The sequence below is a fragment of the Alloalcanivorax dieselolei B5 genome (assembly GCF_000300005.1).
Lineage (GTDB): Bacteria > Pseudomonadota > Gammaproteobacteria > Pseudomonadales > Alcanivoracaceae > Alloalcanivorax > Alloalcanivorax dieselolei.
The window spans coordinates 3178957-3204153 of record NC_018691.1 but is presented as its reverse complement, the minus strand read 5'-3'; the positions used below and the strand labels follow the sequence as shown (position 1 = coordinate 3204153).

21 protein-coding genes are annotated in these 25197 nt (G+C 62.1%); 17 read left to right on the top strand and 4 right to left on the bottom strand.

The genetic code is table 11. The annotated features are described in order from the left end of the window. Window positions 1-5 precede the first annotated feature (5 nt). From B5T_RS14260 to B5T_RS14240, 5 genes are all read left to right on the top strand, one after another. On the top strand, window positions 6-1253 hold the full coding sequence (locus tag B5T_RS14260; RefSeq protein ID WP_014995222.1) for an alkyl sulfatase dimerization domain-containing protein: 1248 nt from the start codon (window positions 6-8) through the stop codon (window positions 1251-1253). A 56-nt stretch (window positions 1254-1309) separates the two neighbouring features. Continuing rightward, complete coding sequence (locus B5T_RS14255; protein ID WP_014995221.1) at window positions 1310-2446, top strand: porin; 1137 nt, start codon at window positions 1310-1312, stop codon at window positions 2444-2446. Between the two features lie 323 nt (window positions 2447-2769). Then, window positions 2770-3963 carry an acyl-CoA dehydrogenase family protein gene (locus tag B5T_RS14250; protein WP_014995220.1) on the top strand — a complete coding sequence of 398 codons (1194 nt, stop codon included), beginning with the start codon at window positions 2770-2772 and terminating at the stop codon, window positions 3961-3963. Between the two features lie 8 nt (window positions 3964-3971). Next, window positions 3972-5081: an acyl-CoA dehydrogenase family protein gene (locus B5T_RS14245; protein ID WP_081586890.1), complete on the top strand. Its 1110-nt coding sequence runs from the start codon at window positions 3972-3974 to the stop codon at window positions 5079-5081. 4 nt (window positions 5082-5085) lie between these two features. Continuing rightward, on the top strand, window positions 5086-5868 hold the full coding sequence (locus B5T_RS14240) for an enoyl-CoA hydratase/isomerase family protein (RefSeq protein WP_014995218.1): 783 nt from the start codon (window positions 5086-5088) through the stop codon (window positions 5866-5868). Between the two features lie 296 nt (window positions 5869-6164). Here the strand turns inward: B5T_RS14240 and B5T_RS14235 are convergent, their stop codons facing one another. Genes B5T_RS14235 through B5T_RS14225 form a run of 3 tightly spaced genes read right to left on the bottom strand, consistent with a single transcriptional unit; the run spans window position 6165 to window position 9274 of the window. Further along, window positions 6165-7244, bottom strand: a complete 1080-nt coding sequence (locus B5T_RS14235) for a putative urea ABC transporter substrate-binding protein (RefSeq protein ID WP_148279272.1) — start codon at window positions 7242-7244, stop codon at window positions 6165-6167. Between the two features lie 37 nt (window positions 7245-7281). Further along, entirely contained in the window at window positions 7282-8214 is a 933-nt protein-coding gene (locus B5T_RS14230; RefSeq protein ID WP_014995216.1) for a hypothetical protein, read from the bottom strand. Further along, the gene (locus B5T_RS14225; RefSeq protein ID WP_014995215.1) at window positions 8201-9274 is read right to left on the bottom strand and encodes an isopenicillin N synthase family dioxygenase; all 1074 of its coding nucleotides are present in this window, start codon (window positions 9272-9274) and stop codon (window positions 8201-8203) included. Before B5T_RS14225 ends, B5T_RS14230 begins: the two co-directional genes overlap by 14 nt. Before the next feature lie 338 nt (window positions 9275-9612). Between B5T_RS14225 and B5T_RS14220 the strand changes: the two genes are divergently transcribed. The 12 genes from B5T_RS14220 (at window position 9613) to B5T_RS14170 (ending at window position 24346) form a co-directional block, all read left to right on the top strand. Further along, a complete protein-coding gene (locus tag B5T_RS14220) occupies window positions 9613-10134 on the top strand; it encodes a sigma-70 family RNA polymerase sigma factor (protein ID WP_014995214.1) in 522 nt (173 codons plus the stop codon). A gap of 3 nt (window positions 10135-10137) precedes the next feature. Then, window positions 10138-11109, top strand: coding sequence for a FecR family protein (locus B5T_RS14215; protein ID WP_014995213.1), 972 nt, complete (start codon window positions 10138-10140; stop codon window positions 11107-11109). Between the two features lie 144 nt (window positions 11110-11253). Then, window positions 11254-13749, top strand: coding sequence for a TonB-dependent receptor (locus B5T_RS14210; protein ID WP_014995212.1), 2496 nt, complete (start codon window positions 11254-11256; stop codon window positions 13747-13749). A 445-nt stretch (window positions 13750-14194) separates the two neighbouring features. Next, window positions 14195-15499, top strand: coding sequence for a hypothetical protein (locus tag B5T_RS14205; RefSeq protein ID WP_148279271.1), 1305 nt, complete (start codon window positions 14195-14197; stop codon window positions 15497-15499). Window positions 15500-15644: 145 nt separating this feature from the next. Then, the gene (locus B5T_RS14200; RefSeq protein ID WP_014995210.1) at window positions 15645-16346 is read left to right on the top strand and encodes a heme acquisition protein HasA; all 702 of its coding nucleotides are present in this window, start codon (window positions 15645-15647) and stop codon (window positions 16344-16346) included. A gap of 73 nt (window positions 16347-16419) precedes the next feature. Continuing rightward, a complete protein-coding gene (locus B5T_RS14195; protein ID WP_014995209.1) occupies window positions 16420-18357 on the top strand; it encodes a choice-of-anchor tandem repeat GloVer-containing protein in 1938 nt (645 codons plus the stop codon). Then, window positions 18354-20090 carry a type I secretion system permease/ATPase gene (locus tag B5T_RS14190; protein WP_014995208.1) on the top strand — a complete coding sequence of 579 codons (1737 nt, stop codon included), beginning with the start codon at window positions 18354-18356 and terminating at the stop codon, window positions 20088-20090. The genes B5T_RS14195 and B5T_RS14190 overlap by 4 nt, the downstream gene beginning before the upstream one ends. Then, complete coding sequence (locus tag B5T_RS14185) at window positions 20087-21430, top strand: HlyD family type I secretion periplasmic adaptor subunit (protein ID WP_014995207.1); 1344 nt, start codon at window positions 20087-20089, stop codon at window positions 21428-21430. The genes B5T_RS14190 and B5T_RS14185 overlap by 4 nt, the downstream gene beginning before the upstream one ends. Window positions 21431-21584: 154 nt before the next feature. Next, complete coding sequence (locus B5T_RS23410; RefSeq protein ID WP_167321220.1) at window positions 21585-21737, top strand: hypothetical protein; 153 nt, start codon at window positions 21585-21587, stop codon at window positions 21735-21737. A 209-nt stretch (window positions 21738-21946) separates the two neighbouring features. After that, window positions 21947-23275: a TolC family outer membrane protein gene (locus B5T_RS14180; protein WP_014995206.1), complete on the top strand. Its 1329-nt coding sequence runs from the start codon at window positions 21947-21949 to the stop codon at window positions 23273-23275. A 55-nt stretch (window positions 23276-23330) separates the two neighbouring features. Further along, the gene (locus B5T_RS14175) at window positions 23331-23960 is read left to right on the top strand and encodes a biliverdin-producing heme oxygenase (RefSeq protein ID WP_014995205.1); all 630 of its coding nucleotides are present in this window, start codon (window positions 23331-23333) and stop codon (window positions 23958-23960) included. 5 nt (window positions 23961-23965) lie between these two features. Further along, entirely contained in the window at window positions 23966-24346 is a 381-nt protein-coding gene (locus tag B5T_RS14170) for a YbaN family protein (protein WP_014995204.1), read from the top strand. Here the strand turns inward: B5T_RS14170 and B5T_RS14165 are convergent. Next, window positions 24331-25185, bottom strand: coding sequence for a helix-turn-helix transcriptional regulator (locus B5T_RS14165; RefSeq protein ID WP_014995203.1), 855 nt, complete (start codon window positions 25183-25185; stop codon window positions 24331-24333). The genes B5T_RS14170 and B5T_RS14165 overlap by 16 nt on opposite strands. Between the last annotated feature and the right edge of the window lie 12 nt (window positions 25186-25197).

Genomic DNA, 25197 nt, shown 5'->3' with positions numbered 1-25197 from the left:
ATGTCATGACGGGCAACAGCAACAAGCAGGAATCGCCGATCCTGGGCGAATTTCTGCTCGCCAACAAGGATCTCAAGACGATCGCTCCCGGTGTCCATTTGCTCGGAGGGCAGGGCAACAGTGTGGTGGTGGAAACCGCTAATGGCGTGGTGGTCACTGACTCCGGCCCCGGCGGCAAGATCACCCGGTCGATGATCGAACACATTCGCCAGCTTACCGATAAACCGGTGCTGGCGATTGTCTATAGTCACGGCCATTTAGGTTACAACCACGGTGCTCACAGCTGGCTGGCGGACGCCGCCGAGCGCGGTCACCCGCGGCCGAAAATGGTGGCTCAGGCCAACCTGCCGCGTCGCTATGACCGCTACCAGGAGACCTGGGGCTTGCAGGCGCATCTCAATGGTCTGCAGTTCAATTCCCAATTTCCGGAAACCGCGCCGCAAAAATGGTTCACCTATCCGGATGTCACCTTCCGCGAACGCTATGTCATCGAGGGTGGAGATCGTCAGGTGGAGATTCTGGAATCGCCTTCGGAAACCGATGACGCCATGGCGTTGTGGTTGCCGGAGGAAAGGATCCTTTATGCCGGCCCGGCCTTCATCAAATCCATTCCCAATATCGGCACGCCGCTGCGCACGCTGCGTGATCCGGTGCGCTGGGCGGAAACCATGGAAAAGCTGCTGGCGCTGGAGCCGGAAATGCTGATTCCCGAATTCGGCAAGCCGATCGAAGGCCGGGAAGCGGTTCGTGAAGCGATGGCCCTCACCATCAAGGCTTTGCGCTATCTGCGAGAGGAAACCGTGAAGCGAATGAATCGCGGTATGACCGAAGCGGAGATCCTGCACGACATCGCCTACCCGGATGAGATCTTTGGCCATCCGTTGATGAAGCCAAGCTACGGGATGCCGGAGTACATCGTGCGCGATATCTGGCGCTCGGAGAACGGCTGGTGGGACCGCAATGCCACCCAACTGCATCCGGGGGAGCCTGATGCGGTGGCGGCCGCGCTACGCGAGGCAATCAGTGACCCCGAACAGGTGCTGGCGGTGGCACGGCGCAAGCGGGAGGAAGGCCAGCCGCAACTGGCTTTGCATGTACTGGATCTGCTGTCTCCGGAGCGGAGCCAGGACGAAATCGGAGCTCGTGCCCGCGCCCTGAAGGCGGAAATTCTGGAACAACTAGCGGAGGCCTCTCCGTCTTTTGTCTCCGCGCAAATCTATCGTTCGGTGGCGACGCGACTGAACGGGAGATAACTCCGGGTTCTGACCCGTACTAATGAAACAACAAAAAACGATTCGAGGAGAAACTAATGACAATCCGTCCTCTTTTCACTGCGGCAGGCTCCGGTCTGCTGATGGCTTTGCTGCCACTGTCAGCACAGGCTGCGGATATTCAAGTTCTGGAAGACGTTATTCATCCGGAACAGGCGATTAAAAAGAAGATGGAGTTGTATGGGGCGCTGCGCATGTCGGTGGACTACGTGGACTCCGATGTCAGTGATGCGCAAGCGGACACCTCGCCGCTGCTTTCCGAAGGCGGAATCGGTGTCTCCAGCAACACCACGATGATTGGCTTTCGCGGTGAGGTGCCTTACAACGAGGATTATACGTTCCTCTGGCAGTACGAGCAGCAGGTTGACATGGATGACACCGACGGTAATGACGTCTGGACTACCCGTGACAGCTTTCTGGGATTGGGTACACCAGTGGGCACTTTCCTGGTGGGACGCATCAACACGCCATTCAAGAACCTGGGAGTGTCGTATCTCGGTTATTTCAACACCACGGTGGCTGACTCCCACGCTATTCTCGGCGCACCCTCGGCGGGCGCCGGCGGCCGACTGGATTTGTTCGGCGCTAACAGCCTGAACTGGAAGTTCCGCCTGGCTGGTGTCAACGTGGCTTTGCAGTATGCGGCTGATCAGGCCGGCTCTGTTAATAGCGCGGATGATAATGATCGCGACAGTTCAAGCATTTGGTTGGACTGGAAGGGAGGCGGACTGCAGTTGAGCAGTGCCTATATTCATTACTCCGATTTTGCGACCAGGGGGAGCCTTGATGCTTGGCGCGTGTTCGCCAAATATAAATTCTCGGCTTTGACTCTTGGTGCTATCTACGAGGATATCAGTCCGGATGATTTCGCGTCTCTCGATCGCGAAGCCTATGGATTGCAAGCGCAATATACGGTGGCACCACGTTGGAATCTGGCAGCGCAGTGGAACCACGCTGAAGAGTCGGAGGCTGGAGACGATGAAGCGGATCAGTACAGCGTTGGTGTATTCCATTCCCTCAGTGATTCGGTATTGCTGCATGCCATGTACACGGTGACTAAAAACGGCGACAACGCCGCCTACCGTGGCGTGGATTATGCCCACGGCGACAAAGTGGGCACGTTGGCCGGTCGCGATCCGTGGGCTCTGTCCATCGGCGCCCAGTTGAAGTTCTGAATGCCGTTGTTCACTGGATGCGGTGTGTTCTCCGGACATCCTCCACGTTGTCCGGGCGGTGTCGAGACTCTCCGGGGCGGATGCTCTCCCCATCGCCGGAGTGGTGTCGAATGTAGTGTCGATTGTGACACCGCCTGCCGTGTCCTTTTTTGCGCCGGCCTTTGGCCGGCGCTTTTTTATGACCACCGTCCGTGGCGGTCACCCTTCGGGCCTTCGTGGAGCAACGTTAAAAATTGCTCCCGGCAATTTTTTAACCCTCCAGAGCAGACGGGGTCGGCTCAGTCGCCCCAAAACCAGTAAACCATCAACAGGAGTGCTTGAAGATGACGGATCCGAGCCGATCGGAGGAAATCCGATTCCGACAGGAGATTCGCGAGTTCGTGGCCAGTGAAGTGCCGGAGTCCATTCGCCTGAAAGTGGAACAGGGCAGGGACGTCAGCCGTGACGAGACGATCGCCTGGCAACGCAAGCTGGTTGCCCGGGGCTGGGGTGCGGTGCATTGGCCGAAACGCTGGGGGGGCACGGACTGGAGTCTGCAAAAGCGATTTGTCTTCGAGGAAGAGATGGCACTGGCCGGAGCGCCTTCCATACCGCCTTTCAATACCCGCATGCTGGGGCCGATCTTGCTGGAATACGGTACCGAGGAGCAGAAGGAGCGCTTTCTGCCCGGCGCTTTGAACATGGATCAATGGTGGTGCCAGGGCTATTCGGAGCCTTCCGCGGGGTCGGATCTGGCGGCGCTGCGGACCCGTGCGGTTCGTGAAGGGGATTACTACCGCGTCAACGGTGGCAAGATCTGGACCAGCTATGCCCACTATGCCGACTGGATGTTCTGTCTGGTGCGCACCGACCCCGAAGCCAAGAAGCAGAAAGGTATTTCCTTCCTGCTGCTGGATATGCGCAGTGAAGGGGTCGGTGTCGAGCCGATCCACCATTTCTATGGCGCGCACTTGCTCAATCAGGTGTTGCTGGAAGATGTCAAAGTGCCGGTGGACCAGCGTATCGGCGAGGAAAACACCGGCTGGACCACGGCCAAGGCCTTGCTCGAGCACGAGCGACTGGCCACCTCTCGTCACGCCGAGGCGCGCCGCAAACTGGGCCGTCTGCTGGCGCTGGCCAACACCAACCAGGATGCCTCTGGCACCTTGTATCAACGAGCGGATCTCAACGCGCGCATCGCTCAAGTGGCGGTGCAGGTCAAAGCTCTCGAATTCGCTACCCGCCGTGGTCTGGAAATGCTGATTCGCGATGGCCGTATCGGTGTCTTCGCCTCATCACTCAACCTGAAAGGGGTGGCCATTAACCAGGCGGTGGATGAAGCGATCATGGACATCGCAGGTGTTGATGCGCTCGCCGCCGATGCCGCCTATGACGACTTGGCCCGGGACCTGTTGAACGACGGCGGCGACGCCCGCTATGTGGCGGAGTCCCGCTACTACCTGCGAGGGCCGGCCATCGCCGCCGGCTCCAATGAAGTGCAGCGCAATATCATCGCCAAGCACGTGCTCGATCTGTGAGGTATCCCATGGAGTTTATGTTGACCGAAGAGCAGCAACTCATCGAAGACACGGTGGCACGGTTGCTGGAAAAACAATGGGACCCGCGCCGGGATCAGGCGCTGCTGTCCGCCGACGTGGCCCGCCTGCCCTTGTGGCATGAACTGGCCGAGTTGGGTCTGTTGGGGATCGCGTTGCCCGAGGAGTACGGCGGTGGTGGTATGGGGCCGGTGGAGCTGACGGTGTTGTGCCGTCGTTTTGGCCGGGACCAGCTGCGCTCGCCTTTTCTCTCCTCGTTGATCCTGGGCGGCACCGCGTTGACGTGCTCGCCGTCGAGTGCCTTGCGGGATCAATGGCTGCGACGGTTAGCCACCGGCGACGCAGCTTTGACACTGGCCACATTGGAAGATGGGGCCGGGTATGACCACCATCACACGGCAATCGAGGGTCAGCGATGCCAGCAGGGCTATGTGTTGAATGGCCGTAAAAGAGCGGTGATGGATGCCGCAGGTGTCGACGCGTTCATCGTGTCCTGCCGATTGAATGGTGAGCTCGCGCTGGTGCTGCTGGCGCCGGAGACGGAGGGAATGGCGGTGGCTTCCTACGCGGCCTTTGATGGCAGCAGCCTGGCGACGCTCACCTTCAATGGCGTTTTGCTACCGGAAGAGGCAGTGCTGGCCCGCGGCGCGGAGGCACGGGCGGCACTGGATGCGGCGCTGGCCCATGGTGCCCTGGCTGCGGCGGCGGAAACCCTGGGCGCGTGCGAGGGAGCCCTGGAGCAGACCCTGGATTATCTGCGACTGCGGGAGCAGTTCGGCACTAAATTGGCTCGCTTCCAGGCTTTGCAACATCGCGCCAGCGATCTGCATGCGGATCTGGAAATGCTGCGCTCGCTGGTGTCCGGTGCGGCACAAAGTCTGACCCACGAACCGGCCCACGCCGACGCCTTCGCGGCAATGGCGCTGGCGGTACCGGTGGGTGACCGCGTATGCCGGGAGGCGATTCAGATGCACGGTGGCATCGGCATGACTCTGGAACTCGGCATCGGCCGTTATCTGTTGCGCGTGAACGCACTAAGCCGGTTGCTCGGTGACGCCACGCATAACGGACGACTTTATCTCGAACGTATGGAGGCCTGAGACGATGACGGAACAAGCGGTATTGATGGAAACCCGGGAGGCGGTGGCGGTGGTCACCATCAACGCCTACGCCATGCGAAACGCCATGGGCGCGCCTGGAGTGCGTGAGGGGCTGTTGGAGGCCATGGAGCGGTTTGAAAACGACGACAGCCTGCGCGTCATGGTGTTGACCGGAGCGGGGGGAGTGTTCTCCGCCGGTGGTAACCTGGATGCGCTGCGCCGCATTCGTGACGTGGAGAAAATCCGCCAGCGTCTGGAAGCGGGCGGCCCCTTGCTGCAACGCATATTGACGTCGGAAAAGCTGTATATAGCGGCGGTGGAAGGTCCCGCTTTCGGTGCCGGTCTGGGGCTGGCCGCCTGTTGTGATTTGATGGTGGCCGCGGAGGGTGCCCGTTTCTGCGCCGCTCAGATTCGTGTCGGCGCGGCGCCGGATGGCGCCCTTTGGTGGGCACTGCCTTTTCGTGTGGGTGCTGGCCGGGCGCGCCGGATTCTGCTCACCGGTGAGGAAGTGTCACTGGACGAGGCAATTCATATCGGTCTCGCTGACGTGCGCGCGGAGCAGGGCGCGGCTCTGGAAACTGCGCTGAAACACGCCCGCCGTCTCGCCGCCGGACCGCCGTTGGCTCAGGCCACGATCAAGCGGCTGTTCACCGCGCTGCCGGCGGATCTGGTGGAGCGTCTGCGGGTGGAGCGGGAAACCGCGGCGGAAACGTTCGCCTCCGAGGACTTCGTCGAAGGCGCCAGCGCCTTTCTGGAAAAACGCCGGCCTCACTTTAAAGGAGGCTGATTCGCTGGATGTGAGGGCATCGTGGTCTTTTCCTGTGTGGAGAGGGCGCAGGTCCGCCACATACTGATCGATGCTAAGGAGCGCCTTACGAAGCCGCTGTAGGAGCTAGCCCTGCTGGCGATTTTTTTGGCTTTGTGCCCTCTTCGCCAGCAGGGCTAGCTCCTACAGCGGTCTTGCGGTGACCTCTGAATTCATGTCTCCATGGTCGGTAAGCAAGATTGAGGTTTGGTATGCCAGCGTGTTACGTGTAAGCGAGCCGGCGAACAGTGGGACATCGGGCTGCCTTCGGACGGCTTTCATAGCCCACCGTCCGCCGCCAGTTTCACGTAGCGGGCGTCAAAGCGCAGTTTTACGTTGTGCTGGTCGCCGAGCCGGCTGCCGTCGTCAAAGGCCATGCCGATGGCATCGGGGCTGGGAGTGCTTTCTCCCAGCAGGCCTTTCTCGAAGGAGAACCGCCGCACTTTGTTCATGGTCTCGCGCAGACCGGGGGCAGCGGTGAAACGATGGGCCTCGGCCGGGCTGTAAAAGATATGCGTCAGCGCCAACTGAGCGTCATAGCCGGCCAGGTCGGTGCCGGAATCACGGGCCATCTCGGCACGCGCGTCGGCGGCGGCATCGGTGTCGGATCGCATCAGCGCCAGGGTCTCGAACCAGGCGCCCGTGAGTGCCTTCGCCAGCGCCGGATTGTCTTTCAGCACTTCGGTTTTCGCCGCCATCATGTCGATGATCTCACCCGGAATCTGTTTTGAGGTAAACACCTGAACCGCATCCGGGGATTGCGCCATGATACGGCTCAGTTGCGGGTTCCAGGCCGCGGCGGCGGTGACATCGCGAGTCAGGAAGGAGGAGGCCGCGTCGGCGTCGGAGGTGTTCACCACGGTGACGTCCTTCTCCGACAGACCGTGCATATCCAGCGCCCGCGCCAGCAGGTAGTGGGACACGGACAGCTCCACCAGATTGACACGGCGGCCCTTGATGTCCCGCATGGTGGTGCCGTTCTTCAATACGATGGCATCGTTGCCGTCGGAATAATCGCCGAGAATGAAAGCGGTGGTATCGACACCGCTGGCGGCGGGCAGGGTGAGGGCATCCATATTGGTCATGGTGCAGGCATCGAAGTCACCGGCGGTGTACTGGTTGATTGATTCGATGTAGTCATTGAACTGCACCATCTCGATGTCGATGCCGTACTTGTCCGCCCATTTATCGACAATGCCGTGTTCGGCGGCATAACCCCAGGGCATCCAGCCGGAGTAAATCGACCAGGCCACTTTGAAGCGGGTTTGCTGGGCGTTGGCCTGTAGCGGCCATAACAATGCCAGCCCGGCGATGAGCAACAGTGCATGCAGCCAGGTTCGCGTTGGTTTACCTGTCATCAGTTTTCCCATGAAGGCACCTCCAGATGGGGTTGGGTTAACGAAGCGTTCGGGTGTAGCGGGTAAGGGTGTCGCTTTCCTGTTGGAACCAGGCGCGGGCGTTGTCGTCGGCGGGGGTGGCCAGCGAAAAAACAAAGCGGGCTTCGGCACTGTCAACGCGATAACGTCGCAGGCTGTTGCGCCCTTCGATTTCAAGCCGTTGCCACAGTTCACCACTGGCGTGGGGTTCAAATCCGTCCAGCGGCATCAGCGGCTGACCTTGACGTTCCGGTTGCAAAGTGTGGGTGATGGTGAAGCCGTCGGTCAGGTTGCCGTGGGCAAGGGAGGTTTCGAATGCCAGCAAGGCGTCACTATCGCGGATGCCGGACAGCAGGCGCTGGCGCAGGGCATTGGGGCGAGCGTCATCGATGCTCTCGGCGCGGCCGCGTACCAGAGCGGCGTACTCGCCGCAAATGATCACGCCGCCGCCGCGATGCAGGACCTGATCAGTCTCCAGGTTCCGCTCCTCGATCAGTTCCAGCCCCACCAGTGGTCCGGCGTCTGATGGTTGCAGGCGCCAGTCCTCCATATAGATGCCGCTGGGTGCCGTTTCGATCAGGCAGTTCCCCACCCGCTGCAAGAGCGCCGGTTCCGGCCAGCGCGTGTGCAGCTGAAAGTCGCTTCCGCCGGACCAGCTCAGCTGCTGGCCATCCCAGTGAGTGTGGGCGAACCAGCCTTCGCTGTTGGCACGGGCGTTTTGTTGTGAGGGCTTCTGATCGGAGAAGGGGGCGGCGGAAAGCAAGGCATCTGTTTCGGGCAGACGCAGGTCGACAGTGAAATTGCGGCTTTGTATCCAGAACACCCGGGTGCGGGTATCGCTCTCGCCATTGGCGAAACTGATACAGTGGCGCCGAAAGCAGCCGAGCATCCAGTCTGGTACCGATCTTTGCGGGACCGTGGGGAAGCGTTGGAGCCATTCATTCAGATGCATGGGGCCGCTCCGCTTCGTCATTGTCCGCCAGCCGCCCGAACGACGCCAGCGCCCGGGCCGCATCCGGCAAGGCGAGGGTGCCTGCCTGCCATTGATCACGCAGATAGCGGAAGGTCTGAATGGTTTGCGCATACAGGTGCTCGCCACAGACAACCGGTTGATAGCGGTCGTTGGTGACCCCCTCCGCCGGCGGCAAAACCGGGGCGATCACGGTGTCGTAGTCGCAACTGCAGAACAACGGAAAAGAGTAGCGCTCCTCCGCCACCTTGCGCACCCGATGGGAGGTGGCGACGAAAGCGCCGTTGCTGAGCACTTCCATCATGTCGCCGATATTGACCACGAAGCAGCCGGGTTTCACCGGCACGTCGATCCACTCGCCGGCGCCGTTCATCACTTCCAGCCCCGGCGCGGTGGGCAGCAGTAACGTGAAACACTCATAGTCGGTGTGGGCGCCTATGCCGGGACGGTCCGCCGGCGTATCCGGATCGAACGGGTAGTGGATCAGCCGCAACTGGCTGGGCGGCGTGGTGATCTGATCGGTGAACGTGGTTTCCGGCAGGCCCAGTGCCAGGGCAAAACCGCGAAACAGGTGTTGCCCCAGCGCCAGGGCCGCATCGTAGTAGGCCTTCACATCCTCTTTGAAGCCGGGCAAGGAGGGCCATTGATTGGCGCCGACCATGGGCCATTTGGTCGGCTCGCGGGTAAGGTCGAAGCCCACGTCATAGGCCTCCTTTTTATCCACTTTACCGCCGTAGAATTGCTCCTCGCCCTCCGGCACATAGCCGCTGTGGTTGTGCGACTGGCCGATGTAATCGCGCATCTTTTCCGCCAGCGGTTGGGCGAAGTAGTCGCGGGTCCGGGCCTGTAAACGTTCGATCAGCGGTGTGGGAATACCGTGACCCGAGAGGTAGAAAAAACCGGCCTCCCGGGCCGCCTGGCCAAGGTTGGCGGCGGTGGCCTGGCGTGTCGCCGGGTGATCGGCGCGCAGGCCGGTGATATCGACCACCGGGATGGATTGAAACGCGGTGTGGCGGGATGAATAGTGGCGGGATGAATACATGACGACGCCTCCTTTTCTTCAAGGGCAGAAAAAGCGGCTGGCCGTCCAGCATGGTTCCGGCAAGGGCCGGCCGGGTCGTCCCGGTGTAAACTGTCACCAAGCAGAAACCGTGCCACTGCATTGCCAGACTCGGGCCGCCTGGCGCCGGGCCTGGTTTCATCAGGGATTCCGCCGCCCCGGGAAGGAGAGCAAAGCCGTCGCTTGGAAAATCGCCATTGCCTTGCTTTGGGGCACTGAAGGATCGCGACTTGACCTTTATAGCAATTGAGAATTATTCTCATGTTCTGAATTGGCTATAGCGTACCAACGACGGAATCCCGCAGGGGAGGGGCGAACGGATGGGGGCGACGAGCTACCTGAAACGTGATCTGGTGGCGGTGCTGTACAGCGATCACCACGGCTGGCTGCTGGGTTGGTTGAGAAAGAAGCTGGGCTGTTCACAGCGCGCGGCGGACATGGCCCATGACACCTTCGTGAGAGTGCTGACCAGCTCCTCGGATTTGCAGGGCGTGCGTGAGCCACGCGCCTTTCTCACCACCATCGCCGGTCGTCTGATCATCGACGATGCCCGGCGCAAAAAGGTGGAGCAGGCGTACCTGGAAACCTGGATGGCGCTGTACGGGGACTGCGCCTCGGCGCCATCGTCCGAGGAACTGGTGGCAGTGGTGGAACTGCTCACGGAAGTGGCGGGCTGGTTGGAGGATTTGCCGGCGAAGCCACGTCAGGCCTTTATAATGAGCCGTCTGGACGGACTGTCCCATGCCGAGATCGGCGAACGGCTCGGCGTATCGGTGAGCATGGTGAAGAAATACGTGGCGCAGGCGTTATTGCACTGCCTGGCTCTGAACGAGACCGATTGAAGCATGACCGAGGGAGACGAAGGGCCTTTTTTGCGCGAGGCGGCGGAGTGGATCGCCACTCTGCACTCCGGGGCCGTCACCGAGGAAGAACGGGAAGCCTGCCGCCGCTGGCGTCGGGCCGATGCCCGTCACGAGCGTGCCTATGTGCGCGCCGAATCCCTGTGGCATCGTCTCGAACCGGTGTCCGGGCGGCATCGCCCGGAAGCCGGCCCGGTGCTGGGTAAAGTACTGGGGCCGGTGCGCCGCAACCGCCGCACCAGTTTGCTGGCGCTGGCCGGACTGCTTGGAGTGGGCCTGGCCTGGTGGCCGCTAGCGTCCTTGAATCTGACTTCCGATTATCGCGCCGCCGTTGGCGAACAGCGTCAGGTGACCTTGCCGGACGGCAGTTCACTGGTACTGAACAGCGGCGCCGCCGTTGATGTGGATTACGACGGCGACGAGCGTCGGGTGATTTTGCGCGATGGCGACGTTTACGCCACGGTGGCGCCAGACCCCGACAGACCCTTCGTGGTGGCCACCGGCCTGGGGTCGGCCCGTGCCCTGGGAACCCGTTACGCCGTCAGTTTGCGTGACCGGCGCATGGCGGTGGTGGTGACCGAATCCAGCGTGCAGGTGTGTGCCGCCACACCGCCACCGCCGGCCCGCCACGCCTGTGTTGATGCTCATGCGGGTCAGCGCACCGCCACCGACGGAACGATCATCAAATCACCGCGCGGCGTCGATGTGCGCCTGGCCACCGCCTGGCTGGACCGGCGTCTGGTGGCCGACGACCAACCCTTGACGGCGGTGCTGGAGGAACTGGCGCGTTATCGGCCCGGATTGTTGCGATTCGACGATCTGGAACTGGCGGGGCTGCGTGTGTCCGGCGTTTTCCCGCTCGACGATACCGACCAGGCTCTGGCGCTGCTGGCGGATTATCTGCCGATTCAAGTGACCAACTACACCCGCTGGCTGACCGTGATCGGCCGTCGCTGACACATAGCGTGTGAATGGCGGTCCGCGGACCGCCCCTGCAAAAAGGTCTGACGTCCGACCAGAATTTCTTTCCCCATCACTGTCCCTTTCCCGATCTCGCCCGTCATCACAGATGAACAAGGATGAGAATGGGAATTGATATTAATGCAGCGCTGTCTCCGACCCCGCTTCGCCATGGGCCTCCTGGCGGCGGTCTTTCTGCTTGGCGGCCCCGGCCAGACCCGGGCGCAAGCCGAGGCGTCCTCCGTGACGCAAAGACACTACCAGATACCCGCCGGCGCCCTGGCACCGGCGTTGAATCGCTTCGCGCTGGAAGCCGGAGTGGTGATGTACTTCGATCCTGGCCTCACCGAGGGCAAACACACTCGCGGACTGCGCGGACACTATGCCGTGCCGGATGGCTTCGCCGCGTTGCTGCTTGGGACCGGGCTCAGCGCCGAGCCGGAAGCGCGGGGCCAATATGTATTGCGCCGAGAAGGTGGGGAGGGCGGCGATGGCGCCAACTCTTTGCCACGGGTGACCGTCACCGGTGAGCTGGACCCGCGCGGGCGGGCCTATCGCACGCCGGGGTCCATGACGATCATCTCCCGGGACCAGATCGACCGGATGCCGCCGCGCAATACCTCCGATGTGTTGGCGGCGGTGCCCGGCGTGCATACCTCGCAAAGTCGCCAGGATCCGGGGGTGTCGGTGAATATTCGCGGTCTGCAGGATTTCGGCCGCGTCAATGTGATGATCGACGGCACCCGGCAGAACTACCAGCAAAGTGGCCACGGCAGCAACGGCCAGGTGTACGTGGATCCGGAATTGCTGGCTGGCGTGGATATCAGCAAAGGCCCCAGCTCCGGCGCCGGCGGCGCGGCGGTGATCGGCGGCATGGTCAACTTCCGCACCCTGGACGTGGACGATCTGCTCGAGCCGGAGCAAAAGGCGGGCGGGCGCGTCAACGCCACCACCGGTGACAATGCCTACCACTTTTCCGGCAGTGTCGCCGGCGCCGTACGCGCCAGTGACAACGTGGATCTGATGGCGGCGGTGAGCCGCAAGAACGTGGGCGCGTTCAAGAAAGGCGAACGGGGCGGCAACAGCGGCGGCTACTGGCACGGCACCAGCCAGTTCACTGGTCAGGAGCAGTGGTCCGCGTTGCTGAAAAGCACCTGGCGTTTCGCCGACAACCAGTCCGTTAAATTCAGCTACATCGGCCTGCGAGCGGATTTCGATGAAGGCAGCAATACTGCGCCCGGCAGTGACGCCACCGATGAAAACCAGATCCACTCCGACACCTTCCTGATCAACTACGCCTTCTACCCCGGTAGCCGCTGGTGGGACCTGGACGCCAGCCTCTATTACACTCGCACCCGCAACGACGAGTATCGCCCGGACGATCCGGACGACGACTACGGCGAGTTTGATCTGCGCTACGAAACCAACACCGTCGGCGGCACCCTGGTGAACCGCATGGAGGTGCCCGTCGGCGATTGGCGCGGCTCTCTGGACTTAACCTATGGTGGCGAGTTCTACCACGACTGGACCCGGCCGGATAACAGCGGCGATGAGCGTGGCGCCGATTGGTTTTCCGGCCCGACGCCGGAAGGGGAGCGTTCCGTGATCAGCGCCTTCACTACGGCGCGCCTGGCCCATTACGACGGCTGGGAACTGACCGGCGGTGTGCGTTACGACTGGTTCCGCCTCGAAGGCGACGGCGAGATGTTTGTCGGCCGGCATAAAAATGAAGACGGCGTGCGTCCACCTTACACCCTTTTGTACAGCAAGTTCGACGTGGCCCGCCACGATGGCTTCGTCTCGCCGACTTTGAAAGCCGCCTGGCAGGTGGCCAACCCGCTGCAACTGTTCGCCAGCTACGGCCAGGGCGTGCGGCCGCCGGCCATCACCGAGTCGATCATGTGGGGCGCCCACATCGGCAATACCTTTCCGTTCTTTCCCAATCCCGGTCTGGAACCGGAACGTTCTCGTACCTGGGAAGTGGGGGCCAATCTCAACTGGCAATCCTTGTTCAAGAACGGTGATCGCCTGCGCATGAAGACCGCCTGGTTCGACACCCGCGTCAAGGACTACATCACCCAAGGGCGGGTCATTGGGCCTGCCCCTGGAGCCAGCACTTCCCAATCCCTGGCGTTCGTCAATCTGCGGGACGAGGTGCGTTTCTACGGCTTGGAATGGCAGGCCGAATACGACGCCGGCGGCTATTTCCTCGAAGCCAGCTGGACGCGGACCCTGCACGACCTGGGCCGGGGCGGTTATGACCCTTACCCGCTCGGCTGCTTTACTGATTGTCTGCCAACCACGATCGGCGACGCCAATGGCGGCGGCATGTTCTATCTGTTGCCGCCGGTGAAGAAAGGCACCTTGAGCGCCGGTCTGCGGCTGCTCGATCGCAAACTCACTCTCGGTGCCCGGGCCCGCTACGAAGACAACGATGGCCGCGGCGGCAGCGCCTACGAAGACGTGGTGGACTGGACCGTCTACGACGCCTGGGCCAGCTACCAGCCCAATGATCGCCTCACCCTGCGGCTCGCGGTGGACAACCTGCGCGACCGCAACTACGCCGAACTCAACGGCCTCTCTTACTGGATCGCGCCGGGCCGCACCGTCACCGGCACGGTCTCACTGAAATTTTGAAGGAAGGAGTGTTTCGATGACGCGAATCGTTTCTCAAGGCGCACGCCCCTGGCTCAGTAGCCTCGGTACGACCTTACTGTTTATGACCTCTTCGGTGATGGCCGATATGGCGCCGCGCGTATTGCATGTGTTTTCCAATGAGGGGGGGCAGCAGCCTCACTCTCCGCCAATCTATTTGAATGCCAGGGAATCGCGCACATTGGTTGGGGTAGTGCCTGCCAGTACGGACTCAGTCGGGCACTACTATGCCCTGGACTTCGCGGCGGGGGTGCCCCAGTTCTCCTCCAGCCTCTTGGCCGAAGGGGGAGCCAGCGGGCTCTATACGGGATTGGTGGAAGATAGTACCGGTGATGTGATTTTCGGAACCAATCCATTTTCTTTTCCGCAGTTTCCTGCCGAGCCCACGGTGTTTCGTTGGACCTTCGCAGAGGTGCCGGTGAACGCCGTGGCCACACCAGCTGACCCGGGCGACGACAGCGACGGTTTTGGCTCATCGTTCGAACCGCGTGGCCTATTCTCCGTGGACACCGACGACAACGTGTATTTCGGCGGTGGAGGAGGGAGAAACGGTAACGGGTTGTTCCGGCTCGCGGCCGACGGCACCTTGGTGCGTTTGGTGGAATTCGAGAACTACGCGGAAGGCTCCGGTAACAGCACCGTTTATAAAAAGGGACAGTATCCGGCGGCCCTGCTGGTGGATGAGGCCAATCGCACCCTTTACGGTATCAATGTACGCGATCAGTCCGCTGGCGCGGGCGATCCGGAAGGGCTCCCCGATGGAGACGAAAGCGCGGGCACCCTGTTCAGTATCGACCTGTCCGACGTAGCCACCGATGGCACCACGCCGGTAACGATCCTGCATACCTTCGCCAAAGAGGCGGAAGGGGAAATCAAGGGAAGTGATTCAGGGCAACAAGCTCTGGTGCAAGTCGGCGACTGGCTGTACGGCACCACAACCACAGCTCTGTGGCGATTTAAACCCGGCACGCCAGGCAGCTTCGCGCTGGTGCATACCTTTGCTGAAGAGCAAGACGACGGTATCACGCCCTGGGGGCCTTTGGTCCTGGCCGCCGACGGCCATGTTTACGGCACCGCCCGGCGCACGGTGACGGCGGAAGATGAGCCCAGCGGCGCCGGCGTCCTGTTCCGGGTGATGATCGGACAAGCCGATAATCACAGCGACGACGAATACGAGATCCTGCACCGATTCGATGTGGAAATCGACGGCGCCTTCCCGGTCGGGCTTACCGCTGGGCCGGTAGTGGAACAGATGCAGACCCTGTACGGCGCTACTAAGCGCGGCGGTAATTCCGGCGATGCCTTGAACACCAACGACGCCGATGGCTATGGCACCCTTTTTGCCGTTGATATCGAGCTACCGGTGACCGCCGATATTCAACTCAGCGCCGATCCACAAACCATTACCCTGGGTGAAAGCACGACCCTGACCTGGTCGGTGAGCAATGCCGACAACTGCGCGGGCGATGGCGACTGGGGCGGTAACAAAGCCAGCGAAGGCAGCGAATCCCTCACGCCCCCCCTGGACGGCGAATTCACCTACATCCTGGGGTGCACGGACGGCGGCGACGAACGGGTGGAAGCCAGCGTCACCGTTACCGTCGAACCGGTGGATAACGGCGGCAACGGCGGTGGTTCTTCCGGCGGTGGTGGCGGTGGCACCTTGTCTTTGCTGTGGCTCTCCGCGCTTGGGTTCCTGGCGGCCCGGCGTCGTCGTGCCGTGAATCTCTGAATGGCGAGCGACGGGCTGGCCCGCCGCTCAAAAGGCAACCGAAAGCCAGCCGCCTCGCGCCAGCCTCGGACGCCCCGGCGCATAAGTGCCGGGTACTCACCCCATAACGGGGTACATCAAATATAGAGCTACAGGAGTATCTGAAATGAGCGTAACCGTAACTTACTCAGCGACGTTTGGTGATTACAGCGGTAACTATGGCCCTGACAGTATTGCCGGCTGGAATGGCGCGGATGACCTGTTCAGTGATAATACCGGGACGACCGTGTTCAGCGAGGAAGATGGCTTCTTGCCTGCTTTCAATCGCCTGTTCCAAATCGCCGATCACAGCGATAACCCCGGTGCCTTTGCTGGTGATGAAGATCCGAACCCGGTAGTGGATCTGGGTATCTGGGATGCCTTTGGAACTTTCTCAGGCACCCAATATGCTTCCTCCGGCGAATATGGCGGCCTGGATCTGGGCTTTATCGTCGAAGCGGCGGACGGCTCCTACCTCAACTACACCTTCTTCGCCAGTCCCACCCATACCCTCTATGGGGAGATCGGTTCCATCACCTTTGGTCTGGGTCTGGAACAGGACAGCAACGGCCTGTACTACTTTGAGGAAGAGCTGGTGACCATCGATGGCCTGGACTCCATCGGCCTGAACGGTGGTCTGGACGCCAACGGGGATGTGATCGACCGCACCACCGAGCTCAACGATACCCACAATATCGTTAACGGCCTCAAGGATGGCGACGCCTCCGCACTTTGGGCAGCACTGGATGCAGCCGGAGTGAGTTCTTCAATGACCGAAGTTCTGGGTGTTGCCGAAACCACCGATGTTGAGTTGGAACTGGCGGCTTAATGGCTGCTGACATGAAGTAACGGAACGCCCGCCGTCATTGGTGGGCGTTTCTTATGATCTGGGAAAAGAATCTATGTTGCGCGTACTCAGTGGTCTGTTGTTGGGCTCTCTTCTGCTTCAGATTCCACCGCTACAGGCACAGACGGTGATGCCGGAGATGACGGTGCTGCGAGCGCTTGGGATGGAGTCCCTGGATGGCGTGGAACAAAAGGCCGGACATCCTTTGATGCCGCCCATTCTGGCGAATAACGGCCGGCTGTATGGCGCCGCCTATAACAATCCCAGTATCTACTCGTTGCCAACTTACCCTGCCCAGTATGTGGATGTGGCGGATCTGAAGGAAGCCTTTAACGTTTGGCCGGATAGTGGCCCTCAGATGGGGTTGGTTCAAGACGAAACGAACTATTTTTATGGTGTGGCGACACCTCGGGCCGATAGTGAAGAGAGTGCCCAGGGTATCCTGTTCCGGTTGGAATTCGATGGTACCCACCCGGAATTGATCTCGGAGGATCTGGTTCGGCCCAATGGTGCTTTGATCATCAAGGACCGTATTCTTTATGGCCTGGATGAAGGGCCAGAGGGGAACGGGCGTCTGTTCGCCTTCGACCTGGATGCGGCAACACCGCAACTGGAAACGGTATATGCGTTTTCCGTGGGGCCTCAAGGGATGCGTCAATTTCCCAATGGCATGATGTTGGGGGTTGATGGTTGGCTTTACGGCATCACCGCTTATGTCCGCGGTATTATTGGAGCCCCCGGCACGCCCTCGGAACTTGCGACACCGACGGGCACCGTCTATCGACTCGACCCGATGGCGCCGGAAACTTTCGAAATCCTGCATGTCTTTACGCTCGAAGAGGGCGAGGTGCCCTGGTACGGGTGTACTGAATGGCAGGAAGCGGGCGCCACGCAGCGAAACTGTGATTATGATCTGGACGTTGCGACCCTTGCCTGGCCCGTGGAGGGAGCGGACGGCTCCGTTTATGGCGCCCTATCCGTGGCGTTCTGCCAGGCTCGCAGTAGTTCCTCGACTCCGACCAGCTGGGACGCGGTGATTGCATTGCCGTTATGTACCGGCATCGATGGCGAATATACCCCTCCATTCGGTCATCCCCACCAGGGCCAGCCGCCTTACTACGATGGTCCTAACTGGTACGGCGCTCTGTGGCGTCTGGATGTCGGGCAGGGTGATTTTTCCGTGATCCATTCGTTCTCGGGGAATGATGGGGGCCAACCTCGCGGCCCCATGGTGCAAGCCTCGGATGGTTTCATCTACGGGACAACCCAGGCCGGCGGTGTGTGGAGTGGCGGTACGATTCTTCCCGGAGAGCCCGTGGAAATTCCCGCCAGGGAGTCGATGAACCGTTTCGGTGTACTGTTCCGATTCGACCCGCAATCCAATGAGACCGGCAAAGGTTTTGAGGTGGTCCATCGGTTTATTGACGGCAGTGATGAACAAGGCAATGTTCGCTATGACGGCCGCCGGCCGGTGGGCTTGCATCTAGGGAGCGATGGTGGTCTTTACGGGGCCACCACCGGCGGTGGCGAGCCCTACAAAACCAGTTTCGGTGATATCTATACCCGTAAAGGCACGATCTTCCGTCTCAGCCTGGACCCGGAAGAAGCGCGATCAAGAGTCACCGTCACCATCACCCCCGGCGAAATCGAAGAAGGGGACACCGCCTTGCTGCAATGGAGCACGGTGGAGGCGTCCAACTGCACCGCCAGCGGCGGCAGTGACGGCGACGGCTGGACCGGTGCGCGGGAAGACAGCGGCTATCTTCAGGTCAGTCCCGAGCCGGGTACCTATTATTACACTCTGACTTGCGAAAACACTCTGACCGGCGGCCAGGTCGGCGACGTGGCCTCTCTCGGTGTCGGCGCGCAGGACCGCACCACCGACGAACAAACCCGAGAGTACGGCAACGGCGGCGGCAGCCCATCCTGGTGGTTACTCGCGGGCATGGGGGTGTTGCTGGCGGCCCGTTCCAAGTGGAGCGCCCGGCGATGAAAAAGACCAGGGACGATCTGCGCGCGGCGCTGGCGTTGCAGCGCGGCACTTTCGTTTCCGTCGGCGTGTTCAGCGCGGTGATCAATCTGCTGATGCTGGTGCCGGCGCTGTATATGTTACAGGTCTACGACCGGGTGCTGGCGTCCGGTAATGGCGTGACCTTGCTGATGCTGACGGTGATCGCCCTGGGGTTGTACGCGCTGATGGCCGCGTTGGACTGGTTGCGCGGTTTGCTGGTGATTCGTGTCGGCGAAGCCCTTGACCAACAATTGGGCGAGCGTGTTTATGACGCTGCCGGCCGGCATGGTTTGCAGGGCGGCAATCTGTCCTCGGCCCAGGCGTTGTCGGATCTGAATCAGCTGCGCCAGTTCTTCGCCGGCAGTGCCTTGTTCGCGTTTTTCGACGCCCTCTGGGCGCCGCTCTATTTGATCGTGCTGTTTCTGTTTCATCCGCTACTGGGGGCCTTGGCGTTGCTGGGCGCTCTGGTATTGCTGGCGCTGGCGTTCGTCAACGAACGCTGGTCCCGGGCGCCGTTGAACGAAGCCAGTGCCTTGTCCATCAACGCCGGCCGCCTGGCCCAGGAACACTGGCGCGGCGCCGCCACCATCAAGGCGTTGGGTATGGGCGGCCGTCTGCGCCGCCGCTGGCGTGAGTTGCAGGACGGTTACGTGGACCATCAGCACCTGGCCAGCGAACGCAGTGTGTTGATCAGCGCGGTGACGCGGGCGCTGCGGCTGGCGCTGCAATCACTGATGCTCGGCGCCGGCGCCTGGCTGGCGATCCACGGCCAGGTCAGCGCCGGCATGATGGTGGCCGGTTCGATTCTGGTGGGCCGCATGCTGGCGCCGGTGGAGCAGGTGGTGGGCGCGTGGCGTCAGTGGAGCGGTACACGCATCGCGGTGAATCGCTTGCAGGCGCTGTTGCAGGCGCACCCGCAACCGGCGCGGGGGTTGAGTCTGCCACGCCCGCAAGGCACGTTGACGGTGGAAGGTCTGACGTTGATGCCCCCCGGCGCGGAACGTCCCAGTCTGACCAATGTGCGTTTCGAGCTGACGCCGGGAGAAGTGCTTGGCGTGGTCGGGCCTTCCGGTTCCGGCAAGTCGTCCCTGGCGCGGGCGCTGGTGGGATTGTGGCCGCCGCGCGCCGGCAAGGTTCGTCTGGACGGCGCGGACCTGCACGGCTGGCCGGCGGACGAATTGGGCCCGGCGATCGGCTATCTGCCGCAGGAGGTGGATCTGTTCGCCGGCACCGTGGCGGAAAACATCGCCCGCTTCGGCGAACTGACCGGCGGTGCCCAGCAGGCGGTGATCGATGCGGCGCGTCGCGCTGGCGTGCACGACATGATCCTTCGTTTACCCCAAGGCTACGACACCGTGCTCGGCGAGGATGGCGGCGGCTTGTCCGGTGGTCAGAAACAGCGGGTGGCGTTGGCGCGAGCGCTGTACGGCGAACCGGCGCTGTTGGTGCTGGATGAACCCAACGCCAATCTCGATGACGTCGGCGAGGCGGCGCTGGCGGAAACCCTGAAAGCTTGGAAGGCGCAGGGCCGCACCGTGGTGTTGATCACCCACCGGGCGGCGGTGCTGGCGGTCACCGACAAGGTGCTGGTGCTCAAGGACGGCGTGATGCAGAAGTTCGGCGTTACCGCCGAGGTGATGGGGCAGCGCCGGCCGGCGGCGAAACAAGCGCCCCGCGTGTCCTACAGCTTCGGCGCTGAAGGAGGCGGGGCATGAATGCACGCATGGAACCGCCGCCGATGGAGGCCGCGCCGGGCGCGGGGCTGCGCCGCCGTGGTCAGCGCAAGCTGGTGTTGTGGGGCGGCGTGACGCTGCTGGGCGGGTTTGCCGCCTTTCTGCTGTGGGCGGTGCTGGCGCCATTGGATGGTGGCGTGGCACTGGAAGGCACGGTGACCGTGGACGGTTATCGCAAGCGTATTCAACATCCTGCTGGTGGTGTGGTGGCCGAGGTGCCGGTGACCGAAGGAGAGAGCGTCAGCCAAGGGCAGACACTGCTGAAACTGGACGCTCAAGTGGCGCGGGCGGAGCTGGCTTCCGCGCGGTTGCATCAGGCCATGGCGGTGGCCGGTATCGCCCGCCTGGAAGCGGAAAGACAAGGGCTTGAGACCCTGGTCCTGGACCCGGCACTGACGCGGCAGGCAGCCACCGACCCGGTACTGGCCTCGGCGCTGGAAGCACAGCGGCAGCTTTTCCGCAGCCGCCGGCTGGCGCTGCAATCCGAACGCGCCGGCCTTGAACAGGCGATGGCCGGTGCCGAGGCGCGCTGGCAGGGGCAGCAGGCCCAACAATCCGGTTTGCGGCAGCGTCTGGCCTTGCTGGATCAAAGACTGGCGGCGTTGCGGCCATTGGCGGAGCAGGATTACGTGCCTCGCAACCGGGTATTGGAACTGGAAGAGGAGCGGGCGCGCCTGAGCGGTGAGCTGGCCGCCACCGGTGCTTCGGCGCGGGCGGCCCGGGCCGGTTTCGGCGAGGCCCGGGCCCGGCTGGACGCCCTGCGTGACAACCAGAACCGTGACGTGGAGCAGGCGCTAGCCGAACACCGCTTACGGGCCGCCAGTGAAAGCGAGCGGCTGGCCAACGCCCGTTTCCAACTGGAGCACAGTGAGATTACCGCGCCGGTATCCGGCCGGGTGGTGAACCTGCAGGTGCTGACCCGAGGCTCGGTGATTCGCCCCGGCGATACAGTGATGGAAATTCTGCCGGCGGATGAGCCGCTGTGGGTGGATGCCAGGGTACCGGTGGATCGCATTGACTCGGTGCACGCCGGCTTGCCGGTGGAGTTGATGTTCACCGCCTTTAATCGGGCCAGCACACCACGCATTCCCGCCACGGTGGCGCGGGTGTCACCGGACCGGCTGGAGGATCCGCACAACGACCAGCCTTATTACGCTGCCCGCCTGCGGGTGGATCAGGAGGCTCGCGCCGCGCTCGGTGACCTGGTGGTGCAGCCGGGCATGCCGGTGCAGGCCTTCGTGCGTACCGGTGAGCGTTCGCTGATGAGCTATCTGTTCAAGCCGTTGCTGGATCGCATCCCGCTGGCGCTGGAGGGGCAATGACGTCGATGACCTTCACCCTCTCCCCCGACCCCTCGGCTTTGGCATCCTGCGTCGCTCTACCTCCTGCGTCCATGCAGCCGTCTCCCCTCAAGGGAGAGGGGGAGGCAAGACAAAACCGCACAACGACCAGCCTTATTACGCTGCCCGCCTGCGGGTGGATCAGGAGGCTCGCGCCGCGCTCGGTGACCTGGTGGTGCAGCCGGGCATGCCGGTGCAGGCCTTCGTGCGTACCGGTGAGCGTTCGCTGATGAGCTATCTGTTCAAGCCGTTGCTGGATCGCATCCCGCTGGCGCTGGAGGGGCAATGACGTCGATGACCTTCACCCTCTCCCCCGACCCCTCGGCTTTGGCATCCTGCGTCGCTCTACCTCCTGCGTCCATGCAGCCGTCTCCCCTCAAGGGAGAGGGGAGGCAAGACAAACCCCTCTATTCGGTCCCCTCTCCCTTGAGGGGAGAGGGACAGGGAGAGGGTGAACAGCCCCCCGCCAAGCCCTTGGCCCTCCGCCGGTCTCAACCCTTGGCCTGGCTGCTGCTTTTGCTATGTCTGAGCCCGCTGGCGTCAGCGTTGACGCTGGAACAGGCGTTCGATGCGGCGCTGCGCCACGAGCCGGAGTTCCAGGCGGCGATCCATGACCGTCGCGCCGCCGGTGAATTCAAGGTGCTGGGCCGGGCCAATCTGCTGCCGACCTTGGCCTACAGTTACTCCTGGGGCAAGAACTGGTCCGAAGTGGAACAGGATTCCCTGTTCGGGCCGGTAACGGAGGAACGGGATTATCGCAGCTACAGTTCCTCGTTGAGACTGGAACAGCCACTGTTCGATTACGGCGCCTGGGTGGCGCGGGATATCGGCCGTTTGCGAGCGGCGCGGGCGGAACTGGAATTCGAGGCTCGCTTGCAGGAACTAGTGGTGAAAGTATCGCGGGCCTACACCGACACCCTGGTGGCCTGGTCCCGGCGCCGCTGGGCGCGGGAACAGACGTCGGTATTGAAGGCGTTGCTGGAGCGTAATGAGGCATTGCGAAAAGCCGGCGAAGGAACCCTGACCGAGGTGCTGGAAACCCGTTCCCGCCTGGCCCTGGCCCGGGCCGAGCGGCTCGCCGCCGAGGAGCGGGCGAAGGTGGCCGAACGCCGTTTGACGCAACTGACCGGTGTGGATCTCAGCGGCTGGCAACCACAGGCGCAAGGCGCGGTATCGCCGTTGCCGCTGGACGGCGATCTGGCCCGCTGGCGCGAACAGGCCCTGCGTCACAGTCCGGTGCTGGCGGTGCGGCGTGAAGACGTGACGTTGGCGGAGCGAGAGGTGGACCGGCAGAAAGCGGGTCATTGGCCCACGGTCAGTCTTTACGCCAGCACCCGGCGCACGGATTCCGATAGCGAGAACACTTACGGTCAACACTACGATACCGACAGCGTCGGCGTGCAGGTGCAGGTGCCACTGTACGCCGGCGGTGGTGTGGCGGCTGCTCGCCGTCAGGCCGCCGCCCGCCAGGATGCTGAACAACAGCGGCTGCTTTCCGCCCGGCAGCAATTGTTGTTGGCGGTGGAGCAACGCTTTCGCGATTGTCGTGGCGGTGCTTCCCGCCTGGAAGCGCTGGCCGAGGCGGTGACGAGCGCCGAGCAATTGGTGGAAGCCACCCGCCAAAGTCTGCGCGGCGGTGAGCGAAACAACCAGGACCTGCTGGAAGCGCGTCGGCAATTGCACGAGGCCCGCCTGGAATGGCTCGGCGCCGGTTACGATTATCTCAATGCCTGGCTGGAGCTGCATCAGCAAAGCGGGGTTCTGGGCGTGCGGGAACTGAAAACCGTGGACCGGGCATTGTCCTTTTCGCCGGCTCACTCGTCATAACTTATAGAAGCCTCTTTATCGGCATCCCCCATTGGCATCGCATATAGGACTCATCATGACTCAGGCCGACACTGTGGAACTTATGGAAAAACCCCTGTCCTTGTGTCTCAAGGAAGGCACCCATCAGATCCATGAAAACCTGGATAACCGTTTGTCCGGCTTCGCGCCGTTCGCCGACGAGCAAAGCTATCGCCGCTTCCTGCGCATGCAGTTACGGCTGCAATGCGCCACCGCGCCGTTATATCAGGCTGAGGAACTGCAAAAGCTGTTTCCCGGCCTGGCGGAGCGATCGCGCTTGCCGGAGGTGGAAGCGGATTGCCGTGATCTGAAAGTGAGCGATTCCGATCTGTCCTTCGATCGTCTGGCCGGCACCACCGCCCTGATCACCGGCATGCCGGCGGCGGTGGGTTGGTTATACACCAATGAAGGTTCCAACCTGGGCGCGGCTTTCCTGTTCAAACTGGCGCAGGACAAACTGGGACTGAGCGAAAGCCACGGCGCCCGGCATCTGGCCGGGCACCCGGACGGACGCGGCCTGCACTGGAAACGTTTCAAGGCGCAACTGGACGCGCTGGCGTTCACTGACGAGGACAAAGCGCAGGCGGTGCGCGGAGCGCGGGAGGCCTTCGCCTTCGTCAACTCGGCGGTGGAAGAACTGATGGCGGATTTGCCGCGCCCGGCGTGAACGGCATGCGTATTTTGTTATGGCGGGCGCTGGCGTTATTGGCGCTGGCCATCGCCATGCTGGGGGTGGTGTTGCCCGGGCTGCCGACAGTGGAGTTCCTGCTGTTGTCGGCCTGGGCCGCCGGGCACGGCTGGCCGGCCCTGGAGCGGTGGCTGCTGGCCCATCCCCGTTTCGGGCCGCCGATCCGCCGCTGGCGGGAGCATGGCGCGATCTCCCGTCACGCGAAATGGATGGCGACGCTGACCATGTCCCTTGGCGTGATATTGATTCTGATCTCTTCCCTGCCGCACTGGGCCAAGGGCCTGCTGCCGCTGACCATGGCGATGGTGCTGCTGTGGCTGTGGCGTCGCCCGGAGCCGGGAGCGGGGTATCAGACCGATGAGTAGCTATCGATCACCCGGCGATATTGGCTTGGAGCCGCACCGATATGCTGTTGAAAGAAGCGGGTAAAATGGCCTTGTTCGGAAAAGCCCAAGGTTTCCGCCAACTGACATAAAGTGCCGACGCGCTCATGTTCCAGCCAGCGGAAAGCGTGGCGCATGCGTATGTCATTCAGCATCAACATTGGTGACATGCCGGTATCATGACGGAATAACGTGAAGAAATGTGCCCGCGACAGATCGGCGATACGCGCCGCGTTCGCCAGGCATTGGGGTTCGTTGAAGTGGCTTTGCAGGTAAGCGCAAGCACGGCGGATGCGGGCGTCCTGAAAACGGTACCGTGGCATACAGGCTTGTCTTTTCAGTTCGTGCCATTGGGAGTGGTCCTCGATCAAGGCGATCAGAAAGTCGAACAGGAGCGATTCGATGTGTTCTCTGAGTACCAGATCGGAGGAGTAGCACTCGGCAATCAGGCAGTCGGCCAGGCGTCGATGTGTACTGCTCAATGCGATATGCGGCCGTGAGAAAAAGCCCGGGTGGGCACAAAGGGCCAGTGATTTCTGAATATTGGTGAGCCAGGTGGGCTCAATGTAGAGCGCCAGGATTTGAGTATTGGGGGTGTTCGGCTGGTGATCGTAGAAATGGGGCTGCCAGGCATTGACCAATACCGCGCCGCGGTCGGTGAGAGGTACCCGGTGACCATCGACATTGAAATAGGTGTCCGCACCGGACACCTTCACAAGCACATGGCACTCGTGGTGGGAATGCGTGGTCAACGGGCGGTCCATATCGAGCAAGGCAACGCGGCCGAACAAACCATGGAATACGCGTCGGGCAACGGACATTGCTAGCTTCCT

What these genes read in the sequence shown, in the direction of transcription:
- B5T_RS14260 (WP_014995222.1), top strand. Translation starts at nt 6, where the DNA reads ATGACGGGCAACAGCAACAAGCAGGAATCGCCGATCCTGGGCGAATTT.
- B5T_RS14255 (WP_014995221.1), top strand. Translation starts at nt 1,310, where the DNA reads ATGACAATCCGTCCTCTTTTCACTGCGGCAGGCTCCGGTCTGCTGATG.
- B5T_RS14250 (WP_014995220.1), top strand. Translation starts at nt 2,770, where the DNA reads ATGACGGATCCGAGCCGATCGGAGGAAATCCGATTCCGACAGGAGATT.
- B5T_RS14245 (WP_081586890.1), top strand. Translation starts at nt 3,972, where the DNA reads ATGGAGTTTATGTTGACCGAAGAGCAGCAACTCATCGAAGACACGGTG.
- B5T_RS14240 (WP_014995218.1), top strand. Translation starts at nt 5,086, where the DNA reads ATGACGGAACAAGCGGTATTGATGGAAACCCGGGAGGCGGTGGCGGTG.
- B5T_RS14235 (WP_148279272.1), bottom strand. Translation starts at nt 7,244, where the DNA reads ATGACAGGTAAACCAACGCGAACCTGGCTGCATGCACTGTTGCTCATC.
- B5T_RS14230 (WP_014995216.1), bottom strand. Translation starts at nt 8,214, where the DNA reads ATGCATCTGAATGAATGGCTCCAACGCTTCCCCACGGTCCCGCAAAGA.
- B5T_RS14225 (WP_014995215.1), bottom strand. Translation starts at nt 9,274, where the DNA reads ATGTATTCATCCCGCCACTATTCATCCCGCCACACCGCGTTTCAATCC.
- B5T_RS14220 (WP_014995214.1), top strand. Translation starts at nt 9,613, where the DNA reads ATGGGGGCGACGAGCTACCTGAAACGTGATCTGGTGGCGGTGCTGTAC.
- B5T_RS14215 (WP_014995213.1), top strand. Translation starts at nt 10,138, where the DNA reads ATGACCGAGGGAGACGAAGGGCCTTTTTTGCGCGAGGCGGCGGAGTGG.
- B5T_RS14210 (WP_014995212.1), top strand. Translation starts at nt 11,254, where the DNA reads ATGCAGCGCTGTCTCCGACCCCGCTTCGCCATGGGCCTCCTGGCGGCG.
- B5T_RS14200 (WP_014995210.1), top strand. Translation starts at nt 15,645, where the DNA reads ATGAGCGTAACCGTAACTTACTCAGCGACGTTTGGTGATTACAGCGGT.
- B5T_RS14195 (WP_014995209.1), top strand. Translation starts at nt 16,420, where the DNA reads ATGTTGCGCGTACTCAGTGGTCTGTTGTTGGGCTCTCTTCTGCTTCAG.
- B5T_RS14190 (WP_014995208.1), top strand. Translation starts at nt 18,354, where the DNA reads ATGAAAAAGACCAGGGACGATCTGCGCGCGGCGCTGGCGTTGCAGCGC.
- B5T_RS14185 (WP_014995207.1), top strand. Translation starts at nt 20,087, where the DNA reads ATGAATGCACGCATGGAACCGCCGCCGATGGAGGCCGCGCCGGGCGCG.
- B5T_RS14175 (WP_014995205.1), top strand. Translation starts at nt 23,331, where the DNA reads ATGACTCAGGCCGACACTGTGGAACTTATGGAAAAACCCCTGTCCTTG.
- B5T_RS14170 (WP_014995204.1), top strand. Translation starts at nt 23,966, where the DNA reads ATGCGTATTTTGTTATGGCGGGCGCTGGCGTTATTGGCGCTGGCCATC.
- B5T_RS14165 (WP_014995203.1), bottom strand. Translation starts at nt 25,185, where the DNA reads ATGTCCGTTGCCCGACGCGTATTCCATGGTTTGTTCGGCCGCGTTGCC.